12 protein-coding genes are annotated in these 17,484 nt (G+C 44.2%); 7 read left to right on the top strand and 5 right to left on the bottom strand.

The genetic code is table 11. The annotated features are described in order from the left end of the window. Positions 1–29 precede the first annotated feature (29 nt). Positions 30–1,751: a serine hydrolase domain-containing protein gene (locus ACXACS_RS09430; protein ID WP_474806038.1), complete on the bottom strand. Its 1,722-nt coding sequence runs from the start codon at positions 1,749–1,751 to the stop codon at positions 30–32. A gap of 357 nt (positions 1,752–2,108) precedes the next feature. Between ACXACS_RS09430 and ACXACS_RS09435 the strand changes: the two genes are divergently transcribed. Further along, positions 2,109–2,723 carry a Pr6Pr family membrane protein gene (locus tag ACXACS_RS09435; protein ID WP_474806039.1) on the top strand — a complete coding sequence of 205 codons (615 nt, stop codon included), beginning with the start codon at positions 2,109–2,111 and terminating at the stop codon, positions 2,721–2,723. Positions 2,724–3,025: 302 nt separating this feature from the next. Here ACXACS_RS09435 and ACXACS_RS09440 read toward each other — a convergent pair whose 3' ends face one another. The 4 genes from ACXACS_RS09440 to ACXACS_RS09455 all read right to left on the bottom strand — a co-directional run bounded on the left by ACXACS_RS09440 (position 3,026) and on the right by ACXACS_RS09455 (position 6,918). After that, the gene (locus ACXACS_RS09440) at positions 3,026–3,499 is read right to left on the bottom strand and encodes a (2Fe-2S)-binding protein (protein WP_474806041.1); all 474 of its coding nucleotides are present in this window, start codon (positions 3,497–3,499) and stop codon (positions 3,026–3,028) included. Positions 3,500–3,502: 3 nt separating this feature from the next. Beyond that, positions 3,503–5,827, bottom strand: coding sequence for a molybdopterin cofactor-binding domain-containing protein (locus tag ACXACS_RS09445; protein WP_474806043.1), 2,325 nt, complete (start codon positions 5,825–5,827; stop codon positions 3,503–3,505). A gap of 134 nt (positions 5,828–5,961) precedes the next feature. Then, positions 5,962–6,228, bottom strand: coding sequence for an alpha/beta fold hydrolase (locus ACXACS_RS09450; RefSeq protein ID WP_474809239.1), 267 nt, complete (start codon positions 6,226–6,228; stop codon positions 5,962–5,964). After that, positions 6,229–6,918 carry a Crp/Fnr family transcriptional regulator gene (locus ACXACS_RS09455; protein ID WP_474806045.1) on the bottom strand — a complete coding sequence of 230 codons (690 nt, stop codon included), beginning with the start codon at positions 6,916–6,918 and terminating at the stop codon, positions 6,229–6,231. It abuts the gene before it with no gap. Positions 6,919–7,107: 189 nt separating this feature from the next. Here ACXACS_RS09455 and ACXACS_RS09460 point away from each other — a divergent pair, with 189 nt between their 5' ends. From ACXACS_RS09460 to ACXACS_RS09485, 6 genes are all read left to right on the top strand, one after another. Continuing rightward, on the top strand, positions 7,108–7,863 hold the full coding sequence (locus tag ACXACS_RS09460; RefSeq protein WP_474806047.1) for a class II aldolase/adducin family protein: 756 nt from the start codon (positions 7,108–7,110) through the stop codon (positions 7,861–7,863). Positions 7,864–8,099: 236 nt separating this feature from the next. Next, positions 8,100–9,308, top strand: coding sequence for a 4-phosphoerythronate dehydrogenase (locus tag ACXACS_RS09465; protein WP_474806049.1), 1,209 nt, complete (start codon positions 8,100–8,102; stop codon positions 9,306–9,308). Between the two features lie 29 nt (positions 9,309–9,337). Then, positions 9,338–10,354, top strand: coding sequence for an aspartate-semialdehyde dehydrogenase (locus tag ACXACS_RS09470; RefSeq protein ID WP_474806051.1), 1,017 nt, complete (start codon positions 9,338–9,340; stop codon positions 10,352–10,354). Positions 10,355–10,898: 544 nt separating this feature from the next. Further along, entirely contained in the window at positions 10,899–15,506 is a 4,608-nt protein-coding gene (locus ACXACS_RS09475) for a FimV/HubP family polar landmark protein (protein WP_474806053.1), read from the top strand. A gap of 203 nt (positions 15,507–15,709) precedes the next feature. Next, positions 15,710–16,504, top strand: a complete 795-nt coding sequence (truA, locus tag ACXACS_RS09480; RefSeq protein ID WP_474806055.1) for a tRNA pseudouridine(38-40) synthase TruA — start codon at positions 15,710–15,712, stop codon at positions 16,502–16,504. Positions 16,505–16,531: 27 nt separating this feature from the next. Continuing rightward, positions 16,532–17,344 carry a substrate-binding periplasmic protein gene (locus ACXACS_RS09485; protein WP_474806057.1) on the top strand — a complete coding sequence of 271 codons (813 nt, stop codon included), beginning with the start codon at positions 16,532–16,534 and terminating at the stop codon, positions 17,342–17,344. Positions 17,345–17,484 lie beyond the last annotated feature (140 nt).

Below are 17,484 nucleotides of genomic sequence, written 5' to 3' on the forward strand. Positions count from 1 at the left end.
TTTTTTTGTTGTTTTTTTATTGTTCTCGTCTATAACTTTCTAAAGTAAAGATTGCGAACACGACCGTTAGAAATTCTAAAGCCATTCACCTTACCGTGAACATCGCGTTCAAATAGGATATCGCCAACTTGTGAGCTAAAAAAGTCACCTTTGACTGGCGCAATATAATGGTCGCTTAGGCGGTGATGAGAAATTTTCAGCTGTTTATTTTCTGGTGAAAAGTGATAAGTGGAGGAAAGTTCAGGGCTGAAGTAACTGCCGGCGAATTGCGATAACCAGGTTTTGGTTATTTTGACTGGTGTATAGCCAACCGACACATACGTATCGACGTTGTCTACTTGCACGGTCATTAATCTTTTCTCATCGCTTTCAGTAAAGCTAACATAAATCTCACCCTCTACATTCAGCATTTTGAAAGTGTTTTCACTGATAGGAGCGAGTACGCTTACGTTGTCTTCCCCTCTTGAATACATTAGTTTCCCATTTTCTAAATATATCTCTCTTGAGTACGTTTCTGGTTCATACCAATAGTGACCCACATAGGCATTGAGTGTGTCTTCATCTAACACAAGAAAATTAGATTTTTCTTTAGGTGAGATTGACTCTAGAAATGCGTCAGCAATCGCGTTCTGAGGGGGAGGAGTATTTGTCTCTAGAAGCCTGTCAGCAATTTGTAGAGCCAATTCCCAAGGCCTTGCATCTGCGCCATTATTCAATATTGCTATTGCTAAGTTTTGTTTAGGGAATCGAGCCAAATACGAACGAAATCCTGCGTCTCCGCCGCTATGCTGAATATATTTGGTACCTTTGTAATGGCTAATAAATTGCCCGTATGCGCCACCAAATGTATCTCCATTGTTTAAGGACGCAAGGGTATTCATTTGCTCGATTATGGCGGGGCTACCCACAGTCGGTTCGGTGAAATTAGCTGACCATTTCAGCAGATCTTCTGCGGTCGTAAATAAACTGGTTGCACCTACATTTGAAAAGTTCAACACGCTTTTTTTGTAACCATTGCCACTGCGCTCGTATGAGTAGGCCCTATTGCTAACAATCTTCTGATGGTCGTCATAAAACAAGCTGTTACTCATATTCAATGGCGTGAACAGCCTTTCTTGTGTGAATTGAGCAAAAGATTTACCGCTAACACGTGCAACAACCTCTGCTAATAGTGTGAACCCGGTATTTGAGTACAGAAACTCTTCTCCCGGTTTGAAGTTTAGCTCTTTTTGTCGCGCTACTATTTTTAATACGTGTTCGGTAGTGATTACGTCATCTAATCGCCAACCAGCCATACGCAACAAATTCCATTGATCTCGCATGCCGCTTGTATGTGATGCCAAGTGTCGTAAGGTTATGGTGTGACCAAAATCCGGCACTTCTGGAATGTATTGTCGTATGTCATCATCGAAATTTAACTTACCTTCTTCAGCCAGTAGAAGAATGGCGAATACGGTAAATTGCTTAGATACAGATGCAACGTGAAACATAGTTTCTGGCGTAACAGGTATATCGTATTCAAGGTTTGTACTGCCATAACCTTTTGAAAATATAATCTCTCCATCCTGCAGAACTGCAACTGAGGCTCCTGGTTTATTAATATCATCGAATTGGGCAAATAGTCGGTCAAATTCTAGGGTTTGTTTCGAGGGGCTATTAAGAGGCTTTTCTAGTTTTGGGGGAGGTTGGCAGGCGCATAAACCAACTGATAGCAGTACATTAATGACTAGGCGGGCTGCGAATTTAGACATTTTAACGATTCCTTGTTATCACTTATTTCCAATTTTTTCCGACGAAGGGCAAACGTCAATACACTGCACAAAAACGCAAAAGCTAGTCACAGGAAAAGGTTAGAGTAAAGTTGTTTTAATTTGCAGGCAAACATATTTTCTATTAACTACACACTGACGAAAATGCTATTGCACCTGTTCTTTTCACTTTGGCTCGGCTGCTATTTCCTATCATTTGCTAAATATACTAATTTTATGACGAGGCAATTTAGTATCAGTTGGTCTAAAAAAGCAGTTTTTCTTTTTTTAGAGGTCGATTAGTTTAATACTTGAGCCCTATTTATTCGTTAGAACCTTCATTATTCGAAAGGACTTTAAATGGATTTTGTTCTTTTTTTAATTACAGCATCGGCACTAATAATTAGCCTTATAAGAGAAATTAGGAAACGAGGCAGCGACAGCATAGGCGTTGTCGTCTGGAAATATTTTAGCTATTACACAACACTTTCGAACTTTCTTGTTTTAATTTGGTTCGCAGCTTTGACTTTTTTGCCTGAGCATTCAGTCACTCAGTTTGCTAAAAACCCGAATGTAGCCACTGCAGTTACTTTTTATATAGTTACAGTTGGTATTGCTAACTACCTTATCTATGGATGGCTTAAACTTTCATTGTTTGAACGTATTTCAGATTTATTAGTCCATGCCGTTACACCCGTAATCACACTTGTGTACTGGATTTTCTTTGTAGAAAAAACGCTGCTTCAATACGCTGACTTAGGCTATTGGCTCATTTTTCCGCTGACTTATGCCGCGTATACAATGTCTCATGGGAAATGGACGAAATTTTACCCTTACGAATTTACAAATGTTCAAGCGCTAGGCCTTAATAGAGTTTTATTAAATGGATTAGTGTTATCTATTAGCCTCCTTGTTGGCGGCGCTCTATTTATATTTTTGGGAAAACTCTTGGCAAGTTCTAATAGTGCACTTTAGCCGCGTGTTCTGAGCGTTGGGGATCTTATACATGGGCTACGTTACTTCGTTTCTAATTTTAGCTAACGCGTTATCGACCATTTGTTTGGAGTGCGAAGGTCTGCTGTTTGTCTCACAAGGCCTGTGGAGCCCCTGTGTACATGAAGCAACCCTCCAATTAAAAGCAGGTGAAATTCCTGCAATTCGCTTTAAGCAGTCTACAAGACTACCAACCCTACAGGCGAAATACTCAGATTAGATCTGAGCTTATACAAATTAAGGTGTTCTTTTCAGCCCAACCCGTTTTCCCAAAAATTAGCTTCTTATGTCGTCTGCTGAATCAAAACTGCAGCATGTTTAATGGCTTTTCGAATCCTATGATAGGTACCACAGCGACAGATATTGTCGCTCATAGCTTCATCAATGTCATCATCGTTGGGATTGGGATTAGACTCCAAGAGTTTGACGGCGGTTAAAATTTGTCCTGCCTGACAAAACCCACACTGAGCGACATCTTCGTTTATCCATGCTTCTTGCACCGGATGCAGAATGTCATCGACCGCAAGCCCTTCAATAGTGGTTAGCGATGCACCTTCCACGTCTTCCATCGGAACAATGCATGGGCGGACTAGCTCACCGTCTTTAAAGATAGTGCAAGCGCCACACACGCCAACACCGCAACCATATTTTGGGCCAGTAATACCAAGTCGATCACGCAGGAGATACAGGAGCTCATCGTCGTTTTCAGCATCAATAGAAACCGGGTTATTGTTAACATTAAATGTAATTTGTGGCATGAATTATCCCTCTGGATAGAAGTCACGAAGTGGAAAACGACGTGGTGCAATGCCCGTCGCCCTGGCAAATGCATTGGCTATCGCCGCTGCCGCTGCAGGAACTACCAACTCGCCTGCACCTCCCGGTGTTTCTCCGTTAGGCGGCATAAAATGCACTTCAATATCCGGTGGCGTGTTGCGCATTCGAGCAATTTCAAAATCGCCGTAACTGCTCTCGCGTATGGCGCCATTGTCGAGGTGCAAACTGGTGCGGATCATGTAGGTAATGGCATCGGTTGCCGCACCGATAACTTGCGCCTCAAGGCCGGTTGGATTCAATACTCGGTTCACATCCAGCGCGACAACAATCTTGGTGACTTTACATTCTTTCTCCGGATCTTTGAACGTTTGTAATTCAACAAGCACGGCAGCTCGAGACTTATACTCTTTATGCAACCCGAGGCCCTGGGCACGTCCTTTTTCCATACTTCTTCCCCAATTGCCCTCTTGAGAAACTTTCCGCAGAACAGCTTTGGAGCGTTCATCATCCAGCATTTGTAACCTGAACTGGTATTCATCCTTGTTCATTGCGCGAGCCAACTCGTCAACAACTATCTCGTTTGCGACGGCAGCAGTGCCAGAGTAGATGCCGCGCCAAGAGGAGGTTGGGACAACGAATTTTTTCTCGTTTAGCAGCAAAGAAGTTACACCAAACTTATATTGCACTAGTTGCGTTGAGTGCCAGACTGTCTGGCTGAAAGCAGCGGGAGCTAATTCTCCTCCCAATGCAGTAATACCTTCGCCAAAGCCATGTTCGAGATCCAATTCAGCGGTCGCAGCTCGATGGTCAAACGACAACACTTTTTTGCCAAATAAAAAACCTCTAGTGTAAGTCGCTTTTACGTTATGCAAGCTGAGCGGTCGTGCGCGGCCAAACTTTGTGTCGTCCTGTCGAGTAAACATAAGTTTGATGGGGCGGTTTACAATTTGTGAAATACGCGCGCCTTCAACTGCTGCATCAAAAAATAAGCGACGGCCAAATGAGCCGCCGCTCTGAATTACATTCACCTCGACGTCAGTGGGTAAAACTCCAAGTTCACGCGCAATTTTGGCTTGTGCTGCAAGTGGCGTCTTGGCGCCAGTCCAAACCCTTACCTTTGAGCCGGTTGCATCGGCAAGTGCTGTCATGGTTTCCATGGGGGCATGTGCCAAATAAGGAAAGATGAACTCGCCGCCAACCGAATCGGTAGCCAGAGGAATATTAGGTAAGGTTGGTAGGTTTATCGCACGTAACTGCTCAATGACCTCGGCGTCAGATAGATGTTCGGCAGCACCCACACTCCATGAAATATTAAGAGCATCACGCGCACGAAATGCTTCGCCAAAGGAACGCGCAACAACTGCCACGCCAGAGGAATTTGCATCAACATCCAGCGGAACTTCTCTGATGGCAAGGACACCGGGCAGGCCTATTGCCTCAGAATCGTCAAACGTGATCACGCGACCACCTAAGCTGGGTGGCCTAGCGACTACAGTGGGCATCGCATCTGGTACTACGTCTAGATCCATCGCGAAATCTAGTTTGCCGGTAACGATATCGTGCGCGTCAACCCGCTTTTGCTGCGTACCGATAATTTTGTATTGTGACGGATCTTTAGGCTGTGCCAATCGAGCGGCATCGTTGCGTCCTTCAACACCTGCGGTAAGCGCAGAGTAAGCAATACGGCTGCCATCGTTACCAATCGCATAGCCATTTTCTGTACTAATGTCGTTCACAGAAAGCCCGAAATGCACTGCGGCTGATAATTTTATCTTATGTAACAGGGCTGCTGCGACTTTACGCAGCGGATCCCAAAGAGAGGTTATGGCGTGAGAGCCTCCTGTAATTTGACCAGTCGCTCGTCTGATTTCTGCCGGAGATAAAGTCGCATCAATGGAGGACATTTCAACGTCCAGCTCTTCGGCAAGAATCATCATTGCAGCGGTTAATATACCTTGCCCCACTTCCATTCGTGGAAGCTCAAAACGGACGCGGTTATCACTCGTTATCTTAATTAAATAATCGTAGTAGAAAGGGTCACCGGAGATGAGCAGCAGGTCTGTTAAATCCAGTTCATCTGCAAGCTCAGGTATTCCTAACAACTGGGCGTTGGCACCCTGAGGGCGAAGAGCACCGCCGGTTATATGTAACGCAACGGCAAAACTCGAGCCCTTGAGCATGTAACCAATAAACTTTCTTCGTCCGACGTTTTCTGCCTCGACAATGTGTTCTTCATCACTATCGGATTGATCATGTTTCTGTGAGGAGGTAATCGTGTCTACTTGTTCTGCATGGTTGCTTTTTGTCATAAATTCTCCGTTACAGTTCAAGACCTTCGATAGCTAACTTAACTTTAATAAAAGTCGTTTATTTAATTCAGGTAATTGCAGCTTGCCAAATATCTGTTAACGAGATGTTATCATAAAGTATAATTTATTAAACATTAATAATAAGTAATACTAAGTAGGGGTTTTCCCTTATGTACGGGGCATGTTTTCTGTGAGTTGGATAGTTGAAGAGAATTCGTTTGAGGCATCTCATCTATCTGATCTTTATTGGCGGAGTCTACCAACACCAAAGCGGCTATATATTCGAGATAGGTGAGGGCATAGCGTTGCATGTTTACACCGCCAAATGAATGGCCTACAAGGATAATTGGTCCGGTAGTATTTTTTTCTAGAACCGAGTGAAGTTCAGCTACAAATTTCAGTCAAATAAACTGGTAACGACTAAACAAAGTATCTGGCTCGGGAATAGTGATCTTTCCATAATGCCGTTTCAGCAAGCCTTCACTTTCAAGCTCGCCTAAAAGCTGATTAACCGTTTGCCTACTACTATTTATCATTTGCGCCAAAGACTCCTGCGATAGGGTAAGTGTAATCGCGTTGTTTTTAGGTAAATGCTGACCATAGCTGGTGGTAAGCATCAATAGCCTTTTTACCAGCTGATGCTTAAGGCTAAGCCCCGCACTTGAGTCGATAAACTGAAACGCACTGCGCACACGCGTGCATAGAAGGCGAGTAAAATGAGGATACAATTCTGGATACTGTTCAAGTAATGCCTTAAACGCGTTTTTTTGAATTATAGCAACGACGGAGTTTGTCTCACAGAAGTTGTCGTGAGTACGGGGGAGGTCGTCAAACATTGATATTTCACCAAACCAGGTGCCGGGCCCAAGTAACGCGAATAGCATTTCGCGGCCATCTACACCTACCGTAACAACTCTTAAACGGCCTTCGCACACACCATAAAAACCTACACCGTCTTCACCTTTGGCATGCAATTGTTGCCCTGCTTTTAAATGCTTAAGGCGCATCTTTTCGAACATGGCTTCCTGTAAATAGGGCGGCATCTCGCTAAACCACGTAGAGCTAGTCAGAACAGGTTTAAATTTTTCCATTTAACAAATTTCTTACAATGTCGTATATCCGACAGTGTATAGCAATTACTGCGCGTAATGTAGGCGGTAAGAGAAAGTAAATGGAAGTTTCATTGAATCGCTTAAGGTGAGGAGCCTTCAGAAAAGGGCTGACAAGCCTAAATCGACAAATCTCAATGGAATCATTTTAGATATAAAAAGAGTAAAGCTATGACAGATTCAGTAAAGTCGAAAGTTAGCAGTGAAGAATGGCAAACCCGTGTTGACCTTGCCGCGTGTTACCGCGCAGTTGCTATGTATGGTTGGGACGACCTTATTTTCACTCACATTTCTGCCCGTGTTCCTGGGCCTGAACATCATTTTTTAATTAACCCATACGGTTTAATGTTTGATGAAGTTACGGCATCCAGCCTAGTAAAAGTTGACCTTAACGGCAATAAGGTGATGGAAAGCGAGTACGATATTAACCCTGCGGGTTTTACTATTCACAGCGCTGTTCATGAAGCACGTGATGATGCCAAATGCGTGTTGCATTTGCATACAGCAGAAGGCGTGGCGGTATCTATTTTAGAAGAAGGGTTGCAGCCTTACTCGCAGCAGTCCCTTTTTCCACTAGCGTCCCTTTCTTATCATGCCTATGAAGGGGTGGCGTTAAATCCAGAAGAAAAAGCGCGGCTGGTTCGCGACCTAGGCGATACCCAATTTATGATTTTGCGCAATCACGGGCTCTTAACCTGTGCAGACAATATTCCCGATGCATTTTTGTTTATGTTTATCATGCAGCGCGCCTGTGAAATTCAGCTTAAAGCGCAGGCCACAGGTAAGCCGTTGATTCCAATTCACTCGGCAATTCTAGAGGGAATTCGTGCTCAAGCCGAGCAAGTTACTAGGCAAGCGGGTGGTTCACTTGCATGGCCAGGTATTAAACGTCGCGTTGAGCGTCGCTTCCCTGGATACGATAAGTAACTATTAAAAGTTAACGTTATCCAATACCACGATCGCAAAGGGTGAGATGGACAAAAAGCGCGAGCTAAAGCGCTTTGCTTTAAGAATTTCCGTTTTAAAAGGTTGTATAAACTTCGGCCGTCTCTTTGATATGGCGGCCAAATGTGCATCAAAATGACGTAAATTAAGCCAACCACCGACAAGATAAATAAGGGCGCTAGGTTACTAAAAGCCTAACTTAGGGTACACTTAGCGCCATGAAAATACTTCTTGAAGATACCATTCCGTTTGGCACCGATTACCTTAATAGCGTAGGTCAAGTTGAAACCTATGCATGGCAATCTCTTGTGCCTGAAATGTTGCGCGATGTAGATATTCTTGCGCTGCGTTCTACCACTAAGGTTACTCCTGAACTGCTGAGCAACGCTAATAAGCTTAAGTTTGTGACTACGGCAACGGCAGGAACCAATCATCTAGATAAAATACATTTGGACAAGGTCGGTATTGCACATAGCAGTGCAGCAGGCTGTAATGCTGTTGCGGTGGCCGAGTACGTATTGAGTGTTTTATTGCATGCACAAAAAGCCCAAAAGCTCGACTTTTACAATGCGAAAGTAGGCATAGTAGGGGCCGGAAACGTGGGAAGCGCGCTATCACGCATTTTAACGGCAATAGGTGTTAAACACTGCTTGTACGACCCTCCGCTACAGCAAGCGTTAGCAAGTACTGGTAAAACACAGCACAACGGTCAGTCGTTTGTAGATTTAGCACAAATTGCAACGTGCGACGTTGTCTCGCTTCATGTGCCTTTCATTAAAGGCGGCGACTATCCCACTTACCAGATGATCGATAAAACTTTTCTTGAAGCATTAACACCTGACCAGCTGCTTATCAATGCATGCCGAGGCGAAGTTATAGATGAAGAGGCACTACTTAACCTGCTTCAACAAGAACGGACGCCAACAGTAGTGCTTGATGTATTTGATAATGAGCCTGCCATAAACACAGCACTATTTGACCACGTTTGGTTCGTAACACCACATATTGCGGGTCATTCTGTAGAAGGTAAAGTGCGCGGTACACAAATGATTTACGAGCAAATTTGTGAGGTAGTGGGCGCAGCCCCAGACAAAGCGCTTAGCGACTTTTTAGAGAAAACTACCCCGATCAAAGCTGCGTTAAATTCGCCAGAGGCGTCGCGGTTGTCGGTTGAAGATCTTACTGCAGTATTTCACAAGGTGTACGATGTCGCTATTGATGACGAAATAACGCGAAACGCTTTTTCATCAACATCAAAAAATAACGAAAAAACGAAATCTGATGTGGCGAGTACGTTTTCTACACTGCGCAAGCAATACAGAGTACGTCGCGAGTGCAGCGCCTATGCGTTACAATTGCCAAAGAACACCAGTAAACAAATTCAAAACACTTTCACCAAACTAGGCTTTTCCGTTAGTCTGGTTTAGATATTTTCTTATTAGGAGCATAAAGCATTATGTCGCAAGCGTTTGACGTAGCGGTACTTGGCGCCACTGGTTTAGTGGGCCAAACCATGATTGAACTATTAGAAGAGCGAGACTTTCCGGTAAACCGTTTGTATCCTCTTGCCAGTAAACGTTCAGCTGGTAGTACTGTATCGTTTAAAGGCGAAGACATTGAAGTATTAGATGCTGATGACTTCGACTGGTCATTAGTGCAATTAGGTTTTTTCTCAGCCGGTGGAAGCATTTCAGCAAAATTTGCTCCGCTAGCCGCAGAAGAAGGCTGTATTGTAATCGACAATACTTCAGAGTTTCGTTACGAGCCTGATATCCCTCTTGTAGTGCCTGAAGTTAACGCCCATGCACTGGCAGAGTTTCGCAATAGAAACATTATTGCGAACCCAAACTGCTCAACCATTCAAATGTTGGTAGCACTTAAACCAATCCAAGAAGCTGTTGGCATTGACCGTATTAACGTGTGTACCTACCAATCAGTGTCTGGTGCAGGTAAAGAAGCCATGGAAGAGCTGGCTAAACAAACTGCGGGTTTGCTAAATGCACGTGAAGTGAAGTCAGAGTCGTTTAGTCGACAAATTGCCTTTAACGTTATCCCTCAAATCGATGTTTTCCAAGATAACGACTACACCAAAGAAGAAATGAAAATGCTGTGGGAAACCCAGAAAATCATGGGCGACCAAAGTATATTGGTAAACGCTACCGCGGTGCGTGTGCCTGTATTTTACGGTCATGCGGAAGCCATTCACTTAGAAACACGTACTCCGATAGATGCGCAGCAGGTTAAAGAGCTTCTAGCCGATGCACCAGGTGTTACCGTGTACGACGGAAATGAGCAGTTCCCTACGCAAGTAAGCAGTGCTAGCGGCAACGACATTGTGCATGTAGGGCGTATCAGGAATGATATTACTCATCCTTGTGGTTTAAACCTATGGGTGGTGTCTGACAACATTCGCAAGGGTGCTGCGACAAACAGCATTCAAATTGCTGAAACGCTAATTCGCGATTACCTGTAAATACTTCAGCAGAGGCTCTGCCTTTGATTAATCGGATAAGCACAGGAAAAGGTAAACATTTTTCTGTGCTTGCCGATACGCAAACTAAGCAGGGTTTTTGGTGCGATGTAAAGAATGCGTCTGCTGCACTGTAAAAGAGATAACGTACGTAGCGAATTTGGCTTGCTTAACGCAATGAGAAGATAAATCTCAGGTCAATAAATATGCAGCATTTAGCGAAACTTTAAGCATTAGATCAGAGCAATACTACTGTCTAACTAGATCACCCTTAATAACTGGTTTATAGTTTGTAGAGTTAGGAACAGAACAACGTTAAAAACAATAGTCAGTCAGACACTTAGGCGAAGTGTAAGAACTCTAAAAAGCGCAAACAAATCTTACTGCCAGGGTCATAAAGACTGTAAAACGCTAGCTTGATGATTAATGGCTTCAAGGTGGCTTAAGAATAAAAATAAAAGCCAATATATTTTTTTGTAGTGATTGGCTAAGAAATCCGCCCACACGAATCGGGTGGTAAAGACGCTTGAGGGCATATAGGACTGCTATGAAATTGCATTTGACGGGCTTACTTTTACTCACATTATGTTTGTCTGGCCCTATAATCACTGTTGATGCACAAGAACGCGCTACCTTCTTAAAAGGTCCTAAAGACGCAACTGATCAATATTCGGGTCTAGAGTACGGGCCTATTGATGCTAACGATACCCTTTGGCGTATTGCCGAGCGCTATCGCCAAAACAATAACCTGAGTGTTTATCAGGTTATGACCGCTATTTATGAACTCAATCCTAACGCATTTGAAAATGGCAACTTAAACTTGTTGGTAGATGGCGCGGTTTTGAAGCTGCCGTCTGAGCGTTATATTGCCAGAATCGACAAACAAAAAGCACAAATGCGAGCTGAGCAAGACGATAGGGCATTCGCTGAAACGCTTAACAAGCCTGGTAGCAGCGTAAGGAATATTAAGCCAGCATCCCCGTTAGTCAACCAACAAGACCTCACTCAAACGCAAACTGACATTGAGCAAAAGATCACCCGTTTAGATCAGGAACAAACCCGTCAGTTTGACGAACTGCGTATGCAGTTTGCCGCCTCACTAGAAAATGTTGAAGCAATTCTCAACGAAAACAGACGCTTGTACGAGCGTGTTGAGGCCGTTAATGGCGAACTAGAAACCTTACGTGGTCAAGTGGAAGGCGATGTTAAGAGCCAACTAGATATGCAAGTGGCGCTTCAGCAAGAATTGCTCGACATGATTAAAGCCGAGCAAGCGCAGCGTGAAGCGGAGAAACAGTCTTCGTTTTTAAGCGCGCTTACCAGCCCATTAAGCTTGATCATCGGTTCTGCAATTCTGTCACTCTTGTTGGTAGGTGGCCTAATCATGTGGCTGCTGAAACGCAACAGCAAGCCGGAAGAGGCGCCTGCACCTGGCCCTACTATTACGGCAGATAACGACGAAGTACCCGTACCTGATGCTGACATTGATGACCTTTCAAGTGCGTTAGCACCTGACTTCGATGATAAAGCGGAGTTGTCAGATGATGATTTGTTCAATGATGACGACCTACTTGATGACGTTCTGACTTCAGATTTAGAAGAAAGCCTTGATGACGAGCTAGAAACCTTTGCTGACCTTGAAGATGATATGTTGGTGCCAGACGATGGTGGAGACGATCTGTTCGAGGCTGGTGATGATGAGCTTGACCAGAGCGAGTTAGACAGCTTATTTGATGATGATGACCTGTCAGACAAGGTGTTAAATGACAAAGACGCAGATGACCTAGAAGGCTTTGACCTTTCAGGTGATGACGACATCTTTGATGAAGATGCTGCAGATGATAGCGAAACTGAGTCAGCGGCTACTGAAGAAGCTGTATCAGTAGATGACGACGATTTTGATATTGATGACTTGCTTGACGATGTACAAAGTCAAGGCACCGAAGAACCTGAAAGTGATGAACTCAATGAGTCAGGTGATATTGACCCTGATGATATCCTTGCTGAGGTTAACGGAACAGCCGATTCTGAAAACGTCGACGAAGACGATATAGACGCCTTGCTTGCAAGTTCTGTTGATTCGGTATCAGAGGCTGGAGACGAAGAAGAAAGTAATGCATCTTTACCGAATGTAGAAGATGAAGACGATAAGCCAGAGATAAGCATTGATGATTTGCTTGAAGAGCATGGCGTTGATGCAGGCCTTACCGATGAGCTAGATAGTAACGATGACCTTATCAATGAGGACATGCTGAGTAAGCTCGACGATGAGATAAATCAGCAAAACAACGAAATAGATAAGATCACCGACGATTTGCTTAACGAAATAGAGCAAATTGAAATGATGGGTGGTTTAGGCGAAGAAGATGACGAAGACGATATTGAAGATGAAATAATTACATCGGCACCGTCACCTCAATCTATCCAGAGCCTAGATGCTATCACTGATGATTTAGATGAAATAGTCACCGACGAAATAGAAACAGACGCTGATTTCAGTGATCCACTATCCGACGACCTTATCGCGGAACTTCAGGCAGAAGACGAACTTGCGGAAGAGCCTTCAGCGGATGGAATGCCTGAAGATGTAAACAATTCAGCATTAGATGAACTTGATGAGCGTGATGAAAACACTTCAAGTGAGTTACCTTCTCAAGCCGAAGATGATGGGGATTTTGAGGACCCGTTTACTGACGAGTTGCTCGCTGAACTTGAGGCCGAGCTGGAAGGTGAACCAGAAGTTAGCCCAGATGCTAATCCGGACGCTCACGATGAAGATACCGATTTAACTCTTTCTGAAAGTGAAGAAAACGAAGATGACTTTAGCGACCCTTTAACCGATGAGCTTCTCGCTGAACTAGAAGCTGAGGAATCTAAAACCAGCGAAGACGTAGATCAGCTAACTGACGAACTGCTTTCCGAACTTGAATCTGAAATAGAGTCTGAAAACGACACTGATGCAGATTTTAATGTTGAAGACGAAACCGTTACACAACCTGAAGAAATAGAACCAGCGCTAGAAGAGCAACCTGAATTAGGCACTGAACTAGAGCCCGAGCAAGATGCCGATATAGAGTCAGAACAAGAGCCTGAATTAGAAGCAGAGCTTGAATCTCAGCCCGAGCCTGAAGCAGAACTAGAGTTTGATACTGAATCAGAAGAGGGCGAGTTAGCACCAGAAGACAATATTGAGGCTGAAGCTGACGCTGTTACCGAGCTTGAAGGTAATATAGAGCCAGAACCAGAACCAGAACCAGAACCAGAACCAGAACCTGAAGCTGAACTTGAATTCGATACCGAATCAGAAGAAGGCGAATTAGCACCAGAAGATAAGGTAGAGGCCGAGGCGCAGCAAGAGCTGGGCGCTGAAGCAGAGCCTGACCAAGATGCCGATATAGAGTCAGAACCAGAGCCTGAATTAGAAGCAGAGCTAGAGTCTCAGCCTGAGCCAGAAGCAGAACTAGAGTTTGATACTGAATCAGAAGAAGGTGAATTAGCACCTGAAGAGAAGGTTGAGGCGGAAGCTGACGCTGATAGCGAGCTTGAAGAAAATGCCGAGCCACAGCCAGAACCGCAGCCACAGCCAGAACCAGAGCTAGAGCCAGAAGCGCAGCAAGAATTGGGCACTGAAGCAGAGCCTGAACAAGATGCCGATATAGAGTCAGACCAAGAGCCTGAATTAGAAGCAGAGATAGAGTTTCAGCCCGAGCCTGAAGCAGAGTTGGAATTCGAGGAAGAAGCAGAGGCTGAAATAGAGCCGGAATCTGAACTCGAAAGTGCCGATGAAAGCGCCGAAGACAATACGGAAAATGATTCAGACGATCCGTTAGATGACGCCATCGAAGCGTTTGAAAAGCAAATGTTGGACGACATCCCTTCTTTCGGTGAGATAGAGCCTTCAGCTGAAGAAAAGCCTTCAGCGGACGAGGAGCCTTCAGCTGACGAAAAACCTTCAGCGGACGAAGAGCCTTCAGCTGAACAAGAGCCTTCATCGGATGATTTTGCCCAAGATGAATCTGAATCACCGGCAGAAAAAGACAGTGATGATTACGACGACAGTCTGTTAAATGAAGCATTTGATGAAATCGACAGCTTTGAACTTGAGCAAGAGGTCGACGGCGTTGATAAAAGTGAGCAGCAACTCGAAGACTCTGGTAGCGCTGAAAAAGTGGGCTCAGTCCAAGAGCCAGATTCAAGCGAGATTGGCTCAGAAGACAGTAAAGAAAAAGAATTCAACGAACTTGATGACGTGCCTGGTCTTGACGATTGGTTGTCAGGGGCTGACGAAGACGATGCTGTTGACGACAACGAGATACTTGATGACTTAGACAGTGCTGAGTTTGATGAACTTCTTCAGAGCCTTGAGTCAGACGATGCCGTAGATGCAAGCGACATTGAAAGCGAAGATACACAAGAGTCAGTCGCCGAAAATGATGAAGATACGTTCGAACTTGAACAGGATGCTGATGACGAGGCCACACTTGAGTTAGAAGAGGATGTCGCTGACAACCTTGAACCAAATGAAAGCGATGATACCTTCGAGCTAGATGAAAACGACGAAACTTTTCAGTTAGATGATGGCGACGACATAGAATCAGCGAAGGATGATAACGAAGAAGAAACTTTCACCCTTGAAGACGATGATTCTGAACTAGCTTTAGACGACCTCGACATTCCAGATGATGTGGACTTAGATATCGCCACGCCTACGGAAATTGAAGAAGACCAGCAGGGTGCAGAACAACCTGAGCCCGAAAAGGAGCAAGAGGAAGAGCTGAAGCTTGATAATCCTGATTTGGATTTAGCAGCTTTACTGAGTGATGTCGATGGTGAAAGTGAGTCTCAAACGCCATCCGAAGATTTTCTTGATGTAGAAGCGCTGATGGACGATGGCGACGACTCTGATGAAGTCGATCCAGATAGCCAAGCGCTCGACCTCGATGTGAGTTTATCTGACTTTACTGGCGTTTCTGACGAAGACACGGTAATAGATATAGATAAAGATGCAGGGCAAAACGCCAATTTAGATTTGGCTCGTGCATACATTGAAATGGAAGATGCAGATGCTGCGAAAGAGTTGCTTGAAGAAGTAATGAAAGAAGGCAGCGAAGAACAGAAACAGGAAGCAGCCTCAATCCTACAAAAAATCACCTAATTCACTTGTAGGAGTGGGCGAAAGCCTGCATTGATAGTCGTATTGAGCGGCCTGTATATTGATAAGATATACAGGCCGCTTTTGATTTCACTAACTTGCATTTATTTGCCATGCAGTAGTTGGGCTTTGATTATAAGCAGCATTGCATGTTGTAAGCGAGATGACTACACTTAGCGCCTTTTAAGAAACGGGGTAAAACTGATATGGGGCGAATTGCCTTAGGGATTGAATACGACGGTGCTGCAGTTTACGGTTGGCAACGCCAGCGCGAAGTACCGAGTGTTCAAGAGCATCTTGAAAAGGCACTATCGACAGTAGCCAATCAACTTATTGAAGTGCAATGCGCTGGGCGCACTGATGCGGGTGTGCACGCAACTGGGCAAGTGGTTCACTTCAGTTGTGATGCTCCACGTTCAGAGCGCGCATGGACGCTTGGGGTTAACGCTAACCTTCCAAACTCTGTTGCTGTTACTTGGGCGAAAAGCGTAAGTGATGAATTTCATGCTCGTTTTTCAGCTACCCACCGCCGCTATCGCTACGTCATCCATAATGCAAAAATGCGCCCAGCAATTTTGAACTCGGGCGTTACCCACATTCACCGAGAATTAGACGAGAAGAAAATGCACCTTGCCGCCCAAGCGCTATTGGGTGAACAGGACTTTACGTCGTTTCGTGCAGCGTTGTGCCAAAGTAAAACCCCGTTTCGCAATGTTACCGATGTGAGTGTATATCGCCAAGGCCGCTATGTGATTATTGATATTCGTGCCAATGCGTTCTTGCATCACATGGTACGCAATATTACTGGCGCGCTTGTTGAAATTGGGGCAGGGGAGCAAGACGTGAATTGGATTGCTCACTTATTAAGCCTAAAAGATAGAAGTAAATCTGCAGCCACGGCAAAGCCAAATGGTTTGTATCTGGTAGACGTAACTTATCCTGAAGAGCATAACCTGCCTAAAGGGCCCTTGGGACCACTGTTTCTGCCAGATTGCACATAGCACTGTCGATGTATACAAGGGAGTATTGTGACCACGTTTCAATTTTTATCAAAAACTTTTGGTTTGTTATTGTGTTTAACGGCATTAGAGTGCGGTGCCGATATAAAAGATAAAACCCCTAGCATACGTTTCGCGGTTAACACACCAGGTGCTGCCCCATATTTATATTATGATGAGAACTCAAAACGCTATGAAGGCATAGTCGTCGATTTTTTTAACTCGGATGAGCTATCGAATCAGTTTCGTATCGTTTATTTGGACTCGAATCGTGCTAGAAGCGAAGATTTATTAAAATCGTCATCGATAGATTTGTTTTTATCTTCTGAAAGTTGGATAAGTAAACCGAACGACTTTCTGTTTAGCGAAGAGTTGATAAAGCATGACAGCTATATCTACTCAACTTCAAATTTTGAAGGGCCATTTGTACCCGAGGCAAACTTATCCTCTAGTATTTGTACTAGATACGGCTTTACTTATCCCATTTTACAGCAGTTTTTTGAGAGAAAAGAAAACAATATTCAGAGGGTTGACTCAAGCAGTCAATTTACAATGACTATGATGATGTCTAAAGGGCGTTGCGACTTTGCGATAATGAATGAACACAACGCGCGTGCTGTTATGTTTAACAAGGTGTTTTGTTCTTCAGAATTCTATCAGTCACCTAACATTGTTAGCCGGGTTCGTTTAGTGTTTGTTATTCGTTCTGATTTAAACTCTCTCAAAAATAAAATAGATACTGCACTGAAGCACTTTGTCGAAAGTGGACAACGGCAAAAATCGCTAGAACGTCACTCAGGTGTTAATAAGTTTCCAAAAGTTAAATGTCACGGTGCTCGTTGAAACCAACATTCTATGAATCTCGCCAATGATAATTTAAGTAAAAGCCAACAGCGGTTAGTATTACTGATGTCGACTGCCAACTTCTAAGACCAGTTTTGTTTTTTCCATTTCGTTGTATTGTGGTCTAATAGCGCGCTATA

Source organism: Alteromonas sp. AWM4_230 (genome assembly GCF_056158305.1).

What these genes read in the sequence shown, in the direction of transcription:
- ACXACS_RS09430 (WP_474806038.1), bottom strand. Translation starts at nt 1,751, where the DNA reads ATGTCTAAATTCGCAGCCCGCCTAGTCATTAATGTACTGCTATCAGTT.
- ACXACS_RS09435 (WP_474806039.1), top strand. Translation starts at nt 2,109, where the DNA reads ATGGATTTTGTTCTTTTTTTAATTACAGCATCGGCACTAATAATTAGC.
- ACXACS_RS09440 (WP_474806041.1), bottom strand. Translation starts at nt 3,499, where the DNA reads ATGCCACAAATTACATTTAATGTTAACAATAACCCGGTTTCTATTGAT.
- ACXACS_RS09445 (WP_474806043.1), bottom strand. Translation starts at nt 5,827, where the DNA reads ATGACAAAAAGCAACCATGCAGAACAAGTAGACACGATTACCTCCTCA.
- ACXACS_RS09455 (WP_474806045.1), bottom strand. Translation starts at nt 6,918, where the DNA reads ATGGAAAAATTTAAACCTGTTCTGACTAGCTCTACGTGGTTTAGCGAG.
- ACXACS_RS09460 (WP_474806047.1), top strand. Translation starts at nt 7,108, where the DNA reads ATGACAGATTCAGTAAAGTCGAAAGTTAGCAGTGAAGAATGGCAAACC.
- ACXACS_RS09465 (WP_474806049.1), top strand. Translation starts at nt 8,100, where the DNA reads ATGAAAATACTTCTTGAAGATACCATTCCGTTTGGCACCGATTACCTT.
- ACXACS_RS09470 (WP_474806051.1), top strand. Translation starts at nt 9,338, where the DNA reads ATGTCGCAAGCGTTTGACGTAGCGGTACTTGGCGCCACTGGTTTAGTG.
- ACXACS_RS09475 (WP_474806053.1), top strand. Translation starts at nt 10,899, where the DNA reads ATGAAATTGCATTTGACGGGCTTACTTTTACTCACATTATGTTTGTCT.
- truA (WP_474806055.1), top strand. Translation starts at nt 15,710, where the DNA reads ATGGGGCGAATTGCCTTAGGGATTGAATACGACGGTGCTGCAGTTTAC.